This is a genomic window from Skermanella stibiiresistens SB22 (assembly GCF_000576635.1).
In the GTDB taxonomy this organism is placed as follows: domain Bacteria; phylum Pseudomonadota; class Alphaproteobacteria; order Azospirillales; family Azospirillaceae; genus Skermanella; species Skermanella stibiiresistens.
The window spans coordinates 39,041-53,152 of the sequence record NZ_AVFL01000021.1 but is presented as its reverse complement, the minus strand read 5'-3'; the positions used below and the strand labels follow the sequence as shown (position 1 = coordinate 53,152).

General features: G+C 65.4%; 14 protein-coding genes. 7 read left to right on the top strand and 7 right to left on the bottom strand.

Features of this window, described 5'->3' with window-relative positions:
• Positions 1–207: 207 nt before the first annotated feature.
• Entirely contained in the window at positions 208–1,269 is a 1,062-nt protein-coding gene (locus tag N825_RS24095; protein ID WP_037457794.1) for a zinc-binding metallopeptidase family protein, read from the top strand.
• Positions 1,270–1,475: 206 nt separating this feature from the next.
• Here the strand turns inward: N825_RS24095 and N825_RS24090 are convergent, their stop codons facing one another.
• The gene (locus N825_RS24090; protein WP_037457793.1) at positions 1,476–1,691 is read right to left on the bottom strand and encodes a hypothetical protein; all 216 of its coding nucleotides are present in this window, start codon (positions 1,689–1,691) and stop codon (positions 1,476–1,478) included.
• 175 nt (positions 1,692–1,866) lie between these two features.
• On the bottom strand, positions 1,867–2,064 hold the full coding sequence (locus tag N825_RS24085) for a hypothetical protein (RefSeq protein WP_157619513.1): 198 nt from the start codon (positions 2,062–2,064) through the stop codon (positions 1,867–1,869).
• Between the two features lie 198 nt (positions 2,065–2,262).
• On the opposite strand from N825_RS24085, the gene N825_RS24080 reads away from it, so the two are divergent.
• Together N825_RS24080 and N825_RS24075 are read left to right on the top strand one after the other, a co-directional pair.
• Positions 2,263–3,270: a glycosyl transferase family protein gene (locus N825_RS24080; protein ID WP_037457791.1), complete on the top strand. Its 1,008-nt coding sequence runs from the start codon at positions 2,263–2,265 to the stop codon at positions 3,268–3,270.
• Between the two features lie 15 nt (positions 3,271–3,285).
• Positions 3,286–4,047 carry an alpha/beta fold hydrolase gene (locus tag N825_RS24075; RefSeq protein ID WP_037457790.1) on the top strand — a complete coding sequence of 254 codons (762 nt, stop codon included), beginning with the start codon at positions 3,286–3,288 and terminating at the stop codon, positions 4,045–4,047.
• 4 nt (positions 4,048–4,051) lie between these two features.
• Here the strand turns inward: N825_RS24075 and N825_RS36860 are convergent, their stop codons facing one another.
• Positions 4,052–6,049, bottom strand: coding sequence for an NYN domain-containing protein (locus N825_RS36860; RefSeq protein ID WP_198038875.1), 1,998 nt, complete (start codon positions 6,047–6,049; stop codon positions 4,052–4,054).
• A gap of 297 nt (positions 6,050–6,346) precedes the next feature.
• Positions 6,347–6,865 carry a PAS domain-containing protein gene (locus tag N825_RS24065; RefSeq protein WP_157619512.1) on the bottom strand — a complete coding sequence of 173 codons (519 nt, stop codon included), beginning with the start codon at positions 6,863–6,865 and terminating at the stop codon, positions 6,347–6,349.
• A gap of 278 nt (positions 6,866–7,143) precedes the next feature.
• Here N825_RS24065 and N825_RS24060 point away from each other — a divergent pair, with 278 nt between their 5' ends.
• On the top strand, positions 7,144–7,383 hold the full coding sequence (locus N825_RS24060) for a hypothetical protein (RefSeq protein WP_037457788.1): 240 nt from the start codon (positions 7,144–7,146) through the stop codon (positions 7,381–7,383).
• A gap of 52 nt (positions 7,384–7,435) precedes the next feature.
• Here N825_RS24060 and N825_RS24055 read toward each other — a convergent pair whose 3' ends face one another.
• Both N825_RS24055 and N825_RS24050 read right to left on the bottom strand, forming a co-directional pair.
• Positions 7,436–8,215 (bottom strand): hypothetical protein, encoded by a 780-nt coding sequence (locus tag N825_RS24055; RefSeq protein ID WP_157619511.1) that lies wholly within the window; start codon positions 8,213–8,215, stop codon positions 7,436–7,438.
• Between the two features lie 218 nt (positions 8,216–8,433).
• Entirely contained in the window at positions 8,434–9,888 is a 1,455-nt protein-coding gene (locus N825_RS24050; RefSeq protein ID WP_037457786.1) for an acetamidase/formamidase family protein, read from the bottom strand.
• 219 nt (positions 9,889–10,107) lie between these two features.
• On the opposite strand from N825_RS24050, the gene N825_RS24045 reads away from it, so the two are divergent.
• From N825_RS24045 to N825_RS24035, 3 genes are all read left to right on the top strand, one after another.
• Positions 10,108–11,124: a serine hydrolase domain-containing protein gene (locus N825_RS24045; RefSeq protein WP_037457785.1), complete on the top strand. Its 1,017-nt coding sequence runs from the start codon at positions 10,108–10,110 to the stop codon at positions 11,122–11,124.
• 351 nt (positions 11,125–11,475) lie between these two features.
• Positions 11,476–12,189, top strand: a complete 714-nt coding sequence (locus N825_RS24040; RefSeq protein WP_245613216.1) for a DUF2189 domain-containing protein — start codon at positions 11,476–11,478, stop codon at positions 12,187–12,189.
• A gap of 137 nt (positions 12,190–12,326) precedes the next feature.
• Complete coding sequence (locus N825_RS24035; RefSeq protein ID WP_037457784.1) at positions 12,327–13,667, top strand: PQQ-dependent sugar dehydrogenase; 1,341 nt, start codon at positions 12,327–12,329, stop codon at positions 13,665–13,667.
• 9 nt (positions 13,668–13,676) lie between these two features.
• On the opposite strand, the gene N825_RS24030 is transcribed toward N825_RS24035, so the two are convergent.
• Entirely contained in the window at positions 13,677–14,045 is a 369-nt protein-coding gene (locus N825_RS24030; protein WP_157619510.1) for a hypothetical protein, read from the bottom strand.
• Between the last annotated feature and the right edge of the window lie 67 nt (positions 14,046–14,112).

Sequence of the window (14,112 nt, the reverse complement as noted above, 5' to 3'; positions counted from 1 at the left end):
GCGGCGATTGGATCCACCGCCCCTTCTGCTCTCATCCAAACCTTTGTTGCGCGGCATTGTTCGCCTGACGGTAACTTCCCTAAAACTTCAGCCGCTTTTCTTGGAACACGCACGCCGATAACGCGTTACGTGGGCCATCGCGCGCGGGGGCGGGACGCGGAGACGCATTCCCGTGACGCAGCACCTTTCTGGCAAGGCGAATGTCACATGAAGCTGTTTGAATGCGAACACTGCGGTCAGCCGCTCTACTTCGAGAACACCCTCTGCGAGAGCTGCGGTCACCAGCTGGGCTACATTCCCGAAGTCAACAAGGTCACGGCCTTGGAGCCGGAAGGTCAGGTTTTCACGGCGCTGGGCGCTCCCGGAACCCTGTACAAGTTCTGCCAGAACGCCGAACTGGACGCCTGCAACTGGCTGATCCCGTCGGATTCCACCGAGACGCATTGCGCCGCCTGCCGTCATAACCGCACCATCCCCGACCTGTCCGACGCCGAGAACATGGCCCGTTGGCGAAAGCTGGAGATGGCGAAGCACCACCTGTTCTATACGCTGCTCAAGCTGAAGCTGCCGCTGCGGAACCGGGTGGACGATCCCCAGGGTGGGCTTGCCTTCGACTTCCTGTCCGATCAGGTCGACGCCAACGGCAATGTCACGACGGTGCTGACCGGCCATGACGAGGGCCTGATCACCATCAACGTCGCTGAGGCCGACGACGCCGAGCGCGAACGCCGCCGGACCCAGATGGGCGAACCCTACCGCACCCTGCTGGGGCACTTCCGGCATGAGGTCGGCCATTACTTCTGGGACAAGCTGATCCGCGATCAGGGCGAGGAAGCCTTGGAGAAGTGCCGCGCCGTGTTCGGCGACGAGCGCGCCGACTATGGCCAAGCGCTCCAAACCCACTACGCCAATGGCGCGCCGGCCAACTGGCAGGAAAGCTTCGTCAGCACCTACGCGACCGCCCACCCCTGGGAGGATTTCGCCGAGACCTGGGCCCACTACCTGCACATCGTCGACACGCTGGAGACGGCGCGCGCTTTCGGCATCAAGGTCAAGCCGAAGATCAAGCTGGGTTCCGAAATGCAGGCCGAAGTGGACTTCGACCCGCACAAGGCGACCAACATCGAGATCCTGATAGACAACTGGCTGCCGCTGACCTACGCGGTCAACGCCATGAACCGCAGCATGGGCCAGCCCGACTTCTACCCCTTCATCCTGTCACCGGCGGTGATCACGAAGCTGGGCTACATCCACGACCTGACGCATTGAGGGTTCGGGTGCGACGGTTCTGGCGGGTACTCTCAAGTATTCGCCAGCCATCGGTGCGCCATCGTTCCAATACGATGGCACGCCAATTCAAGTATCATGGTAGGTCGGATAGAGCGAAACGGCACCCGACATCGACGCGCCTGCTTGCCGGATGCCGCTTCGCTTTATCCGACCTACGGGAATAGCCACTTAGCCGCTCGTGATGTTCACGCCTGCTCCACCTCGTCTCCAGCGTCGATCATCGCCTCGTAGAGCGCGCGGATCTTCAGGGCGCTGAGGCCGCTGATCGCCATACCGGCGGCGATCATCTCCGCCGAGGGGGAGCGGGGGGCGAAGGTCAGGGTGCCGCTTTCCGCTGGCGTGGCGGGGTCCTCGATCAACCGCGGAAGGGTTCGGGGCTTGATGTTCGCGTAGCTGGCCATGGGCGCGCGCTCCCTGATCGTGGAGTGTCAGCCTCCACGCGATCTCTCGACGGTTGCGGAAGCATGCGGATTTTGTGAAGAATCCGCATGCCATGTCAATGGTATTATGGCTTTAGGCGTATTTCGCCGTGGCATCAACCGCGATGTTCGGCGTCATGCGCCGCGGCATAGGTCATCATGTCGCGGGCGCCGTCCCGGCCGGATCGTCGCGGTCGATGTCCTCGCTTTCCGGCACGATATCGGCGATGGCGTCGTGATCCAGGCGCTTCGCCTCCTCGATCAGTTCGGTCGCCTCGCCAGGCTTGTTGGCTTTGGCCTTTTCCAGACCCTCGCGGGCCATCTCACGGGCTTGATCCTGATTGTCCTCGGCCATCGGCGGCATCCTCTCCGGAGTGAAACTAGAAATGGGTGTCGTGGTGGGAACCAGGGACCAGGCCGCTCGTTCCAACCGCTTGGCCAAACACTTGGCCCCACCCCCTTGGCCGACGAACTGGCCGCGGCGCGCCGTGACGCCCTATAGTGTGACCCGATCCACCGTGACCCAGTCGAACATCCGGGAAAGTAGCCAAGCATGCAGGAGCATCCGTTCGCCGAATACACCAGGGCGCTGGGCAAGGGACCGAAGCTGTTCCGCGACCTGGAGGAGCACGAGGCCGAGGCCGCCATGGCGATGGTCCTGCGCGGCAAGGTCGATCCGATCCAGCTCGGCGCTTTCCTGTTGCTGCTGCGGCGCAAAGGCGAGACCGGGGCGGAACTGGCGGGATTCGTCCGCGCCGCCAAATCGGTGCTGACGCCGCCGGACGACGCGGTGGTCCCCGATCTGGACTGGCCATCCTACGCCGACCGCCACCGCCAGCAGCCTTGGTTCGTGCTGTCGGCGCTGCTGCTGGCGTCCGAAGGCGTCAAGGTGCTGATGCACGGCATCGACGGCGGATCGGAAGGCTACGCCCCCACCCCGGCCGCCCTGGCGCGGCTTGGCATCAAACCCTGCGGCTCGCTGACCGAGGCGGCCGCCAGCCTGCGAAGCTCCAGCTTCGCCTATATCCGCCTGCCGGACTTCTGCCCGGAGCTTGAACGGCTGTTCCAGCTTCGGCCGCTGCTGGGCGTGCGGACGGCGGTCAACACCTTCGCCCGCGACATCAACCCCTTGGGAGCGCCGGCGCAGATCCAGAGCGTCTTCCACCCGCCCTACCGCCCGCTGCACCAGGAGATCGCCATCCGACTGGGCCAGCCGCGCGCCGCGATCTTCAAGGGCATCGGTGGCGAGGCGCAGCGCTCTCCCCTGAAGGAATGCACGGTCGCGACCGTGATCGACGGCGAGGCGGCGGAGGAGTTCTGGGCACCCCGGCTGGCCGAGCGGATGGAGACGACCTACCAGTGGCGGGCGGAGGACCTGGACCCGAGCCACCCGGCATCGCTCTGGGCCGGCGAGCTGGATAATCCGGTCGCCGAGCAGGCGGTGATCGCCACGGCGGCGATCGGGCTGAAGGCGGTCGGCCGGGCGGGGTCGATCGAACAGGCGGAGGAGATGGCCGAGTCCCTATGGCGGTCCCGTTCGCTGACTCGGTTCCGCGAGTGACGGGGGAGCGGACCAATGCCCTTCATCATGGCGGCCGGACGGCGACTGGAGACACGGTGGATCGAACCGCGTGACGAGGGCCGCCCGACGCTGGTGTTCCTCCACGAGGGGCTGGGGTCGATCGGACTGTGGCGCGACTTTCCGGACAAGGTCGCGGCGGCGTCACGCTGCGGCGCGCTGGTCTATTCCCGCCACGGGTACGGCCGGTCGGAGCGGCTGGAGAGGCCGCGCGGCCCCGGCTATCTCCATGACGAGGCGTTGAGGTCCCTGCCCGACGTGCTCGACGCCTTTTCGATCGCCGATCCGGTGCTGATCGGGCACAGCGATGGCGCGTCGATCGCGCTGATCCTGGCGGGATCGGGGGTGCGGCGGTTGCGCGGCGCCGTCGTGATGGCGCCCCATGTCTTCGTGGAGGACATCACGATCGCCGGGATCGAGGACGCCAAGGCGGCTTATCGCGACACCGACCTTTCCAAGCGCCTGGGCCGCTATCACGACGATGCCGACGCGACGTTCCGGGGGTGGAACGACGCATGGCTCGACCCATCGTTCCGCTCATGGAACATCGAGAACCTGCTGCCCGGCATCCGCTGCCCGCTTCTCGCCATCCAGGGGTTGGAGGACGAGTACGCGACCCTGGCGCAGATCGACGCGATCGAGCGCCAGACCGGCGGTTCCTTCGAGCGGCTGGACCTGCCCGACTGCCGCCACATCCCCCACCGCGACCAGCCGGAACGGACACTGGACGCGATCGCCCGCTTCATCGACCGCGTTTGAGACGTCAGCCGACCAGCATGGGTTCGGCCCGGTCATTCGACTGATCGGTCCCAGGATCGGATGCTGGATTTTGGATCGGTGCCCGTTCCCCCTTCAGGACAAAGCCCCAGGGCTGGCCGGGCGGCTGATCGACGATCATCTCGGGATACAGGTCGATGATCCTCTCCACCAGGATGCGCAGGTTGCCGCAGCCGAACCACGACCGGTCGCCGCGGGTGTTGACGCGCCGGACGATCTCGACCAGATCGAGCCCCGTCAGGGTGCCCCTGGCCCGGACCTCCCTCAGCACCATGTCGGCCGTCGTCTGGATGAGGGCCGGGAAGCCGTCGCTTTCCAAGGTCGAGGCGAAACCGGTGCCGGTGACGGCATTGCGGCCGGACTGGAGATCGCGCCACGTGGCCCCGGTCAGCCAGATGGAGAACAGCGCGCGGTCGCGATCCGCCAGTGGCAGCTGCGCGTTGGCGCAGTTCGCGATGGCGTTCTCCATGAAGACGCGGGCGATCACGCCAGGGTCTGGCCGGTCGGTCGTGAAGCTGAAGTCGGACATGGCGAGCCCGGTGACGACATAGCAGATCGACGCTTTGTCGACATCGAGGCCCTGGTCCGCGCACAGCGCCGCGACCTGGCTTTCCAGCCCCAGCTGATCCTGGAACGGCTCACGCGCCAACGCCTCGCCGATCAGGGCGAACAGCTTGCCATAGGTGGCGGCGGACAGCGGCGGGATATCGGTGATCGAGGCGATCCGGCCAATGAAATCCTGGAGTTCCGCCGCCTCCATGTCGGTTGGCCGGTCGGGCGGCTGATCGGCCGAGTGGTCGTTCGGGGCGGCCGCCGGCTGGGGCGGCATGCGCGAGCGGTCGAACGCGAAGCCGGTTCCCGTCGTGTCGATCCCGATATCGGCCCCGCCATTCGCCAGGATCAGCGATTTGAAGGTGCCGTGACCCGCCCACTGGCGCTGGTCCTTGACCTCGTGGCCCAGCGTGCGGGTGATGGTCTGGCCCAGGGCGGCCAGCGATACCGGGCGGTCGGACGCGCGCAGTTCCGCGCGCACGATATCCATGATGCGGGTCCGGAGCGCCGCGTCGTCCAACCGCGTGGCCTCCGACACCGCTGGCTGTTGCCCAAGGCCCGGCTGCCCGAAACCCGGTTGCCCGAAGCTGGGCTGAACACCGGCCCGCCATTCCAGTCGCCATTCGGAATCGGTCAGGGTCCTGCATTCCAGCCCAGGCTCCAGGTGGCAGAGGTGGTCCACCAGCGAGCGCAGGTTACCGAAGCCGAACCAGGAACTGTTGGTGAATTGGGGGAACTTGCGCATGGCCTCATGCACATCCCGGCTGGCGATGGGGCCGGTCGAACGCGCCCGCTCGACCAACGCGCCCGCGACGCGCGGCAACAAGGCGGTGTAGGTATCGCGCCCCAAGGCGACGGGCGCCATGGCCGGCTGGGGACTGAAGGTCGACCGCGGCTCGATGCCCAAGGCCTGCTCCACGAAGACGTTCTGGTCGATCACGAAATCGCAAGCCGCCCGATAGGCCGCGGCGGAAAACCGGCTCCAGATCGTGGTCTGGCGGTCGTGGGCGCGCAAACGCAGCAGCACCGGCATGAAATCCGCGTCGGCCGACAGGATGATGAACTCATCGATCCGGGTGGTGTGGGTCAGCGTGTCCAGGATGTCCATCACCATCACGATGTCGGCGCTGTTCTTGCCGCGCGCCGTGACGGGGGGACAATCGATGACGGAGAAGGCGTTTCGGCTGAAATAGGCCCTGTAATTGCCGAATCCGGTCGCGGAGGGATTGAGGTAGCAGCGCCGGATCAGGATGGCGCGCTTCGCCGGATGCTCGCTCTGTTCGTGGGAGCCGCTCTCGAGCCACTTCAGCCACCGTAGCGGATCCGTCGCGAACCGCTCGGCGGACTGAGGATTCACGTTCAGCAGACTTAGATAGACATTGTCGAAATCGACGAAAACGGCTGTCTTGATACGATCCACTTGCTGCGTCACGGCCACCGTTCCCACTCATTCGCGGCCCTGCCCGGCTGGATGGATACCAGCACGGATCACGCTCGCCTTTTATCCTACCGAAAGTTTAGATAACATAAGCCTAAAAATCCATAACCAGGCGATGGCGCGGAACGCTGTTGGCGCTCTTCCAAAAAACAAATGGAAGTTGATTATGGTTAGCGACTCGTTAACCATTTCAGCCCCACACTGTGCGGGCGCCAATCTCGGTGCGGTTCTTCCTTGTAGACTTGAGCCCCGCGCGTCATCCGCTGCGGGGCTTTTTTTTATTCCGCGATCTTAGCCGGCGATGCCGTTCCAGATCCGCTCGCGTGGCGGAAGCTGCCAGATGTCCAGGAAACTCCAGACCATGTTCACCGTCTCCCCATCGTTGGACAGTGGGAACAGCGAATCCGTCAGGCGCAGCACCAGCTTGCTTTCCCCGACATAGGGACGGTCGGTCAACAGAGGGCGGCCAGTGGTGGCGACGTACTCGTAATCCTGCCAACCCTTGTTGCCTTGGTGGAGGAACGGCAGTTCGGAGAAGCGGACGCCGCGTAGGTTCTTGGTGGTGATCTTGTCGATCGCGGTGCCCAACAACCGGAACCGGAAATCGAGCGGATCGCGCAGCACCTCGACCAAGGCCGTCGAGGACAGCAGGCGGGGGATCTCGACGGGATCGAAGTCGGCCCGCGACGGCATCCGCCGTCGACCGCGCTTGACGCTCCAGTAGGCCCAGGCCTCCTCGACCAATGGGGAGGAGACCGACGGAAACCCTTCAAGGCCGCTCCTGGCGTATTCGGCCCAAATACTGGTCAAACCATCGCACTCCGTTGGCTGCCAATCAGAATAACCTGACGTGTTTTACGGCCATCCATAATCCAGCCCAAACTATAGTTTAGGCATTGTAAGCAAACGATGAGAGCAGCACAAAATGTAGATGAGTCGAAATGTGCCGCAAAGTTTAACGATCGCGCGGTGATCACAATCACAGCCACGCCCCCTTGCGGATGAAATGATTCGCTCCATTGTTTCGACTCGCCACGAATCGGGACGTCGATTGTTGAATTAGGACCGGATCAAGCGGGAGACGAGATATGCACGTCCAAACGACTGAAACGGCGGTGCTTAGGACGGTCAAGGCCATGACCATCGTCCTGGCCTGTTCAATTGGGTACGCGGCCGGCGCCGCGGAACAAGCGACCGTGGGAAGCCCTTGGCCGACAGCGGTCCACGTCGATGTCGCCAACACCAGCATCGCTCACCAACCGTCCAAACCCATCCTTGTGGCGCAACCCCAGCCGATCGCGCCGAAGCGGATCGAGAAGCTCCTGTAGCCGAGTGTTTCCGAGGAACACCATCCGCTGGTTCCCGATCCCGACCCGGATGTCAACTTAGATCATACCAGATCTCACCTTCCCGGCACACCGTTCCCAAGCCGCCGCGCGACACCGCGCCATGCAGGTACTCGCGCATGACGGTGCGGCAGGTGACGCCCTTGTCCCGCGGCTTGGTTCCAGCGGTTTCGCCGGCCGTCTCGGCGGCCCCAACCGACACGGCGCCAACCGCGCCCGTCGCGGGATTGCTCCAGCCGAGCTTGGTTCCAGCGGGCTGATCGACCAGATTGAGAAGGGCCGCCGCCTCGAAGGGCCGGTCCTCGTCGGGTATCAGGGTGGTTTCCGCCCGCGTCGCCTCGCTCGCGGCATAGGCGGCGTCGACCTGGATCTGCGCCTCCTGGGCGGCGAACAGTTTTTCCTGGGCCGATTTGACTCCCGACGCCATCGACGGCAGGTTGGTGACCAGCGTGGTGCCACCGGTCGCCATGGCGATCATCATGCGGCGCGCGACACCCGGCCCCTGCTCGGCGGCGATCTCGGTCAGCGCCTGCTGGACCAAGTCTGGCGGACGCGGCCCGGTGATGGTTCCACCCGCCAGCTGCGTCAGCGGCACCCCGACGGTGGACATGGGCACGGCGTCGGTCGCCATCGCCTCGGCGTAGCGGGCGGCCGCCTCGTCGAACAGGGCGGTGACTCCGGTCCGCTTCGCCACCTGGTCGAACACGCCCGATTCCCGAACGGCGGTATAGGCGTGGTCGGTGACCTGTTCGGCGACGCAGGCGGAGACCAGGAACGCCCCCACAAGGACACACGCGGCCGATTTCGAGATCATGGGCATTCCAGCAACTTTCACGGACACCATCCTGTCGCATTCACCGTGCGGAAGGGCCGTCAGTCATCGCACACTCCGGTTAACGGTTTGCTCCGCTCTCCCTCCACCCGTCCTGTCTATTCGTTCGGAACAGGAACGATCAAGCGATAGTAATGCGACGCCGCCCGGAACCGGAGGTCGTTCCAGGCGGTCGTCCCACTTCGGCCAGCGCTTTGTCGTCAGGCGTCGGTGGCTGAGAAGATCGCCTTCTTGATGATCGCGTGGACCCCGAAATTACCGTCCACCACCTGAGTGATGCCGAAATCGACGCCGAGCGACATCAGCGAGATCGCCTCGTCCTCGGTCAGGCCCTTGGCGTTCATCAGGAACTGCCGCATCTTGCGGAAGGCGTCGCGCATGGCGAGATCGACCGAAGACTTCTCGTAGATCACCGACTGCGCGTTGGCGCCCAGCTGTTCCAGGTAATTGGGATAGCTGAAGCCGTGCATGACCCAGTCCTCCGCCGTTTCCAGCATCGGATAGTCCAGCCCCTCAAGCGGCGTTCCCGCCAGATCGGCCGATTTGTGCAGGATGAACTGGAACGTTCCGGTGAAGGAACATTCGATCGCCGTGCCGCAAAGCTCGCTGTCGCCCTGGGAGGCGTGCGGATCACCGACCGAGAACAGCGCGCCGGGAACCGCGACCGGGTAGTACATGGTCGCCCCCTTGCCCAGCCGCCAATTGTCCATGTTGCCGCCGAAATAACCGGGCGGAATGCTGTCGACCATCTCGACCTCGCGCGGGGCCACGGCCAGCACGCCGAAATGCGGCCTCACCGGGATGCGGATGCCCTTGAGCACGTCGAAGTTCTTCTGGATGGTCGCGTGATCGACCGGCACGCCGGGATAATCGATCTTGGCGTGGACGACACCGAAGGGATCGGTCTGCGGTGTCCAGCGGTAGTTATAGACCGCCTTGGCCCAATTGCGTTCGCCCCGCGCGTCGATCTCGTAGATGGTGACGACCTCGCGCTCCTTCGGCTCGGTCAGCAGGTCCTTGTAGTGATAGCCCCACCACGCGGCGGCGTTGCTACCGAAGGTCTTGCCGGCATGCTCGGGGTTGGCGCTGGGCCGCGGCTTCATGTCGAGGATGCGGACCTCCAGCACGTCACCCGGCTCGGCGCCCCGGATGGCGACCGGTCCGGTGCAGATATGGACGCCGAAGCCCTCGCCGGCACCCCGGCCCAGGATCGAGGCGTCCATCGGCCCGGCGCCGCGCCGATCGACGTTCTTCTTCTCCTTGGTCCAGTGGAAGACGCTCTCGGCGCCGGGATCGCCCTTGACCATGCGCTCGGCGTCGTCGTTGGCGTGGTGGGTCAGGGCCTCGATCGTGACGTAGTCGCCGGGCGAGATCTCCAGTCGGGGAGCGAGGCTCTTGCTGAAATAGCCCCAGTGGACGGTGTCGGCCGTGGCCGGCAGGTGATGATGGCTCGTCCTCTCCGGCTGCTGGGCCTGGGCGGCGGCCGCCATGGCGGGGCTGACGAGCGACAGGCCGCCAGCGCCCAGGGCTCCGATGCCGCCGGCGGTGGCGAAGGCACTCTTGAGGAAACCGCGCCGCTCATGGTCCATCGTGCTGAGAAAGCTCCGACGGTGCTCTTCGAAATCCGGGCAGTTCCGGTCGTCTCCCTGACACATCTTCCTTGGTCTCCGGTATGGTCCGGGGCCGCGCCGGTCGCGCCCCCGCGACGCGCCTGGGCGCATACTAAATTATGCAAGGCCCGGGCCTGCCTTCGGGAGAGGCGGAGGGCATGAACAATCCCGCCAGGCATGCCCTGGAATATGGCTGAAAGACCAACATTCGGGCACATCGAGCGGCTCCGTTGACCGGGCGGCCGCAAGCGCCAAGTAAGCACCATGCAGATAAAGCTCGCCCTCTCCACTTGTCTTCTCGTCTTCCTGACAGTCGCCCCGGCCCAAGCCGCCCGCTCGCTCGATCCCGGAATGATGGAGGAAACCCTCCAACGGGCCGCCGCATTCCCGGCCCTCCGGTCGCTGATCGTCGCCCGCGACGGCGTGCCGGTGATCGAGCAAGTCTTTCGCGGTCCCGGCCTGGACCAGCCGGTCAACATCAAGTCGATCTCGAAGACGATCATCGCGGCGCTGACCGGTGTGGCGATCGACCGCGGCGAGTTCGAAGGTGTGGACCAGCCGATCGTGGCGCTCTTGGGAGGGCGCGTGCCGGCCTCGGCCGATCCCCGCCTGCGCCGGGTCACCGTCGATCACCTGCTGTCGATGCGGGCGGGATTGGAGCGGACATCGGGGCCGTTCTATGGCCGTTGGGTCGGCAGCCGCGACTGGGTCAGCTTCGCCCTCGCCCGCCCCTTCGTCGACGAACCCGGCGGCGGGATGCTCTATTCGACCGGCAACTCGCACATCCTGTCGGCGGCGCTGACGCGGACGACCGGGCGCGATACCCTGGCCCTGGCGCGCGATTGGCTGGGCGAACCACTCGGCATCCAAATCCCGGCGTGGCAGCGCGATCCCCAAGGGATCTATTTCGGGGGCAACAACATGCTGCTGTCGCCGCGCGACCTGCTGCGCTTCGGTGAACTGTACCGGAACGGCGGCGTGGTCGACGGCCGGCGGGTGCTGTCCGAGCGTTGGATCGACGTCTCCTGGACGCCGCGCGCGCGGTCGGTCCACACGGGAGACGCCTATGGTTATGGCTGGTTCATCACCGAGGCGCGGGGACACCCGGTCTATTACGCCTGGGGTTTCGGAGGACAGATGATCCACGTGATCCCGGACCTTGGGCTGACGGCGGTGATCACGTCGGACACGGACAGTCCGTCGGGCCGCACCGGCTATGCCCGGGAGCTTCACGACCTGATCGGGGACGGCATCGTTCGGGCAGCGGAACAAGCGCCCTGACACCTATCCACTCGTTCGGATTAGTCACCCCTCCGTTGACCCGGGACAAACGTCACACCATCGCCCAAGCGCGGTGGTCCCCGCTCTGGACAATGGTAGATTTAGTACCAGAGGCTGAAACCGGCTCGTTTCCGCCCAAAGGTCGACGGCCGATGGATCCTGGCCCCCGCGACGATGTCGCGGCAAGACCGCTTCTGACGGCCGCTCTCATGGGGAGGCACGAAGATGGCGAACAGAACGGTTACGAACGGACCCGCGCTGGCGGGGATGGCGTATGACCCAGCATATCCCGGAGCGGCGAGGACGGCGAACTCGAGACCGGAAGTCCGAAGGATCGGGCTCGAGGATATCATGAGCGCCCTGAGACTGGGCGTCCGGGACTTCCTGGCGACACCGACGCAGCTTGTTTTCCTGGGCATCATCTATCCGCTGGTCGGCTTGGTGGCGGCGCGCGCCGCCTATGGCGCCGACCTGCGGCCCCTGCTCTATCCCATGGTGGCCGGCCTGACCCTGATGGGCCCGATCGCTGCATTGGGCATCTATGAGTTGAGTCGGCGGCGCGAGCGGGGCTTGGAGGTCACGTGGCTGAACGCGTTCGATGTGCTGAAATCGCCGTCGATCTCCTCGATCCTGATGCTTGGCATCGTGCTGGTCGCGATCTTCGTGGCATGGCTGAGCGCCGCGTCGATGATCTACGACATGACCATCGGTGGCTCGGCGCCGGCCTCGAACGAAGGCTTTGTCCATCATCTCCTGACGACGTCCGAAGGCTGGCGGCTGATCATCGTCGGAAACGTGGTGGGGTTCCTGTTCGCGGCGGCGGTGCTGGCGCTGTCAGTCATCTCGTTCCCGCTGCTGCTGGACCGGGATGTCGGGCCGGTCACCGCTGTTCGTACCTCGCTCCGCGCCGTCATGATGAACCCTGTGCCGATGGCGATCTGGGGCCTGATCGTGGCGGTATCGATCGCCCTGGGAGCATTGCCCTTCTTCGTCGGCTTGGCGGTCGTCATGCCGGTCCTGGGTCACGCGACGTGGCATCTTTACCGCAAGGTGATCGCGGATTGATCCGAGACGATCGCTTAACAGGCGATTGGCGCTTATCAGGCGATCGGATCACTGGATTGTGAAAGGGGGCGGTGGAACCGCTGGGCGTGCGGTTTGTTATCTGATCCAACACCTTTAGATTTCAGGAACCAGGTAACATGCGCAACCTTCCCACCGCTTCGCTCCTTCTCGCCGCGGCCGGTTTGACACTGGCCGGTTGTGGCGAGAACGCGGCCCTTCCCGTCGCGGCCGGAACGGGACCGAAGCCGGAACTGCCCGCGCCAAACGAAGAGTCGATCATGCCCACCGTCCACATCGCCACGGCGACCGGATGGCCGGAGGGCGCCAAGCCGACCGCCGCCCAGGGCCTTGGCGTGACCGCCTTCGCCGAAGGGCTGGACCACCCCCGCTGGCTGCATGTGTTGCCCAACGGCGACGTGCTGGTGGCGGAATCCAACGCGCCCCCCAAGGAGGAAAGCACCGGCATCCGGGGCTGGGTGATGGGGCTGGTGATGAGCCGCGCCGGCGCCGGGGTGCCCAGCGCCAACCGCATCACCCTGCTGCGCGACGCCAACGGCGACGGCGTCGCCGAGACCAAGTCCGCTTTCCTGGAGAACCTGTTCTCGCCCTTCGGCATGGCCTTGGTTGGCAACGACCTCTATGTCGCCAACGCGGACGGGATCGTGCGCTTCCCCTACGAGGAGGGGCAGACCAAGATCACGGCGCCCGCGACCAAGGTGGTCGACCTGCCCGCCGGTCTCAACCACCACTGGACCAAGAACGTCATCGCCAGCCCTGACGGCAAGCTGCTCTACGCGACGGTCGGCTCCAACAGCAATGTCGGCGAGAACGGCATGGAGTCCGAGGAGGGCCGCGCCGCGATCTGGGAGATCAACCCCGCCACCGGCGACCATCGGATCTTCGCCTCCGGTCTCCGCAACCCCAACGGCCTTGACTGGGAACCGACGACGGGAGCGCTGTGGACGGCGGTCAACGAGCGTGACGAGATCGGCGGCGACCTCGTTCCCGATTACATGACGTCGGTCAAGGACGGCGGGTTCTACGGCTGGCCCTATAGCTATTACGGCCAGCACGTCGATGAGCGGATCCAGCCGCAGCGCCCCGAGCTGGTCGCCAAGGCGATCGCTCCGGACTACGCTCTCGGGCCCCACACCGCTTCGCTCGGCTTGAGCTTCTCGAACGACGAAACCCTCACTCCGCAATTCGCCAACGGCGTCTTCGTCGGCCAGCACGGGTCGTGGAACCGCAAGCCGCGCAGCGGCTACAAGGTGATCTTCGTGCCCTTCACCAACGGCATGCCCTCGGGCCAGCCGGTCGACGTGCTGACCGGGTTCGTCACCGAGGGCGGCGACGCGCTGGGCCGGCCGGTCGATGTCAGGCCGGACAACAAGGGCGGCCTGCTGGTGACCGACGATGTCGGCAACAAGGTCTGGCGTGTCGGCGCCACGACGGCGGTCGGCGAAGCCGCCACCCAGTGACCACTTGGACTAAACGACGACCCCGGCCATGCGGGCCAGGACCAAGCGCCAGCCGCGCAGGTTCCTGACCCGCTGGCCCAGTTCGGCGGCGCTGCGCAATTCCTGGGACTCCAGGCGGTTGCGCAGTTTCGCCATCTGGTGCTGGTCACGCTGGCGCGCCATGTCGTCGTCCGACAGCGCCGCGTCCCTGCTGGGCGGTGGGGCGGAGGCGTCGAAGCTGCCACCGGCGCGGCGGAGCGCCGCGGCGGGATCGGACCCGTCGCGCATGAATTCCGCCGCCTTCTCGATGAAGGCGGTCGCGGCCTCGGGGACCTGGACGGTCACGCTGGCCATGCCATTGACCACCGTCACCCTCGCCGGAGCGCTGGGCCGGATCACGCGGCGACCCTGACGCGCCCCGCCGCGGTTACTGTTTCGTGCCATCATCCCCACCGATTACTGCCCA

Bases quoted from the DNA above. Each gene is read 5' to 3' on its own strand.
- N825_RS24045 (WP_037457785.1), top strand. From the start codon at position 10,108: ATGCAGATAAAGCTCGCCCTCTCCACTTGTCTTCTCGTCTTCCTGACA.
- N825_RS24080 (WP_037457791.1), top strand. From the start codon at position 2,263: ATGCAGGAGCATCCGTTCGCCGAATACACCAGGGCGCTGGGCAAGGGA.
- N825_RS24040 (WP_245613216.1), top strand. From the start codon at position 11,476: ATGAGCGCCCTGAGACTGGGCGTCCGGGACTTCCTGGCGACACCGACG.
- N825_RS24095 (WP_037457794.1), top strand. From the start codon at position 208: ATGAAGCTGTTTGAATGCGAACACTGCGGTCAGCCGCTCTACTTCGAG.
- N825_RS24090 (WP_037457793.1), bottom strand. From the start codon at position 1,691: ATGGCCAGCTACGCGAACATCAAGCCCCGAACCCTTCCGCGGTTGATC.
- N825_RS24085 (WP_157619513.1), bottom strand. From the start codon at position 2,064: ATGGCCGAGGACAATCAGGATCAAGCCCGTGAGATGGCCCGCGAGGGT.
- N825_RS24060 (WP_037457788.1), top strand. From the start codon at position 7,144: ATGCACGTCCAAACGACTGAAACGGCGGTGCTTAGGACGGTCAAGGCC.
- N825_RS24035 (WP_037457784.1), top strand. From the start codon at position 12,327: ATGCGCAACCTTCCCACCGCTTCGCTCCTTCTCGCCGCGGCCGGTTTG.
- N825_RS24050 (WP_037457786.1), bottom strand. From the start codon at position 9,888: ATGTGTCAGGGAGACGACCGGAACTGCCCGGATTTCGAAGAGCACCGT.
- N825_RS24075 (WP_037457790.1), top strand. From the start codon at position 3,286: ATGCCCTTCATCATGGCGGCCGGACGGCGACTGGAGACACGGTGGATC.
- N825_RS24055 (WP_157619511.1), bottom strand. From the start codon at position 8,215: ATGATCTCGAAATCGGCCGCGTGTGTCCTTGTGGGGGCGTTCCTGGTC.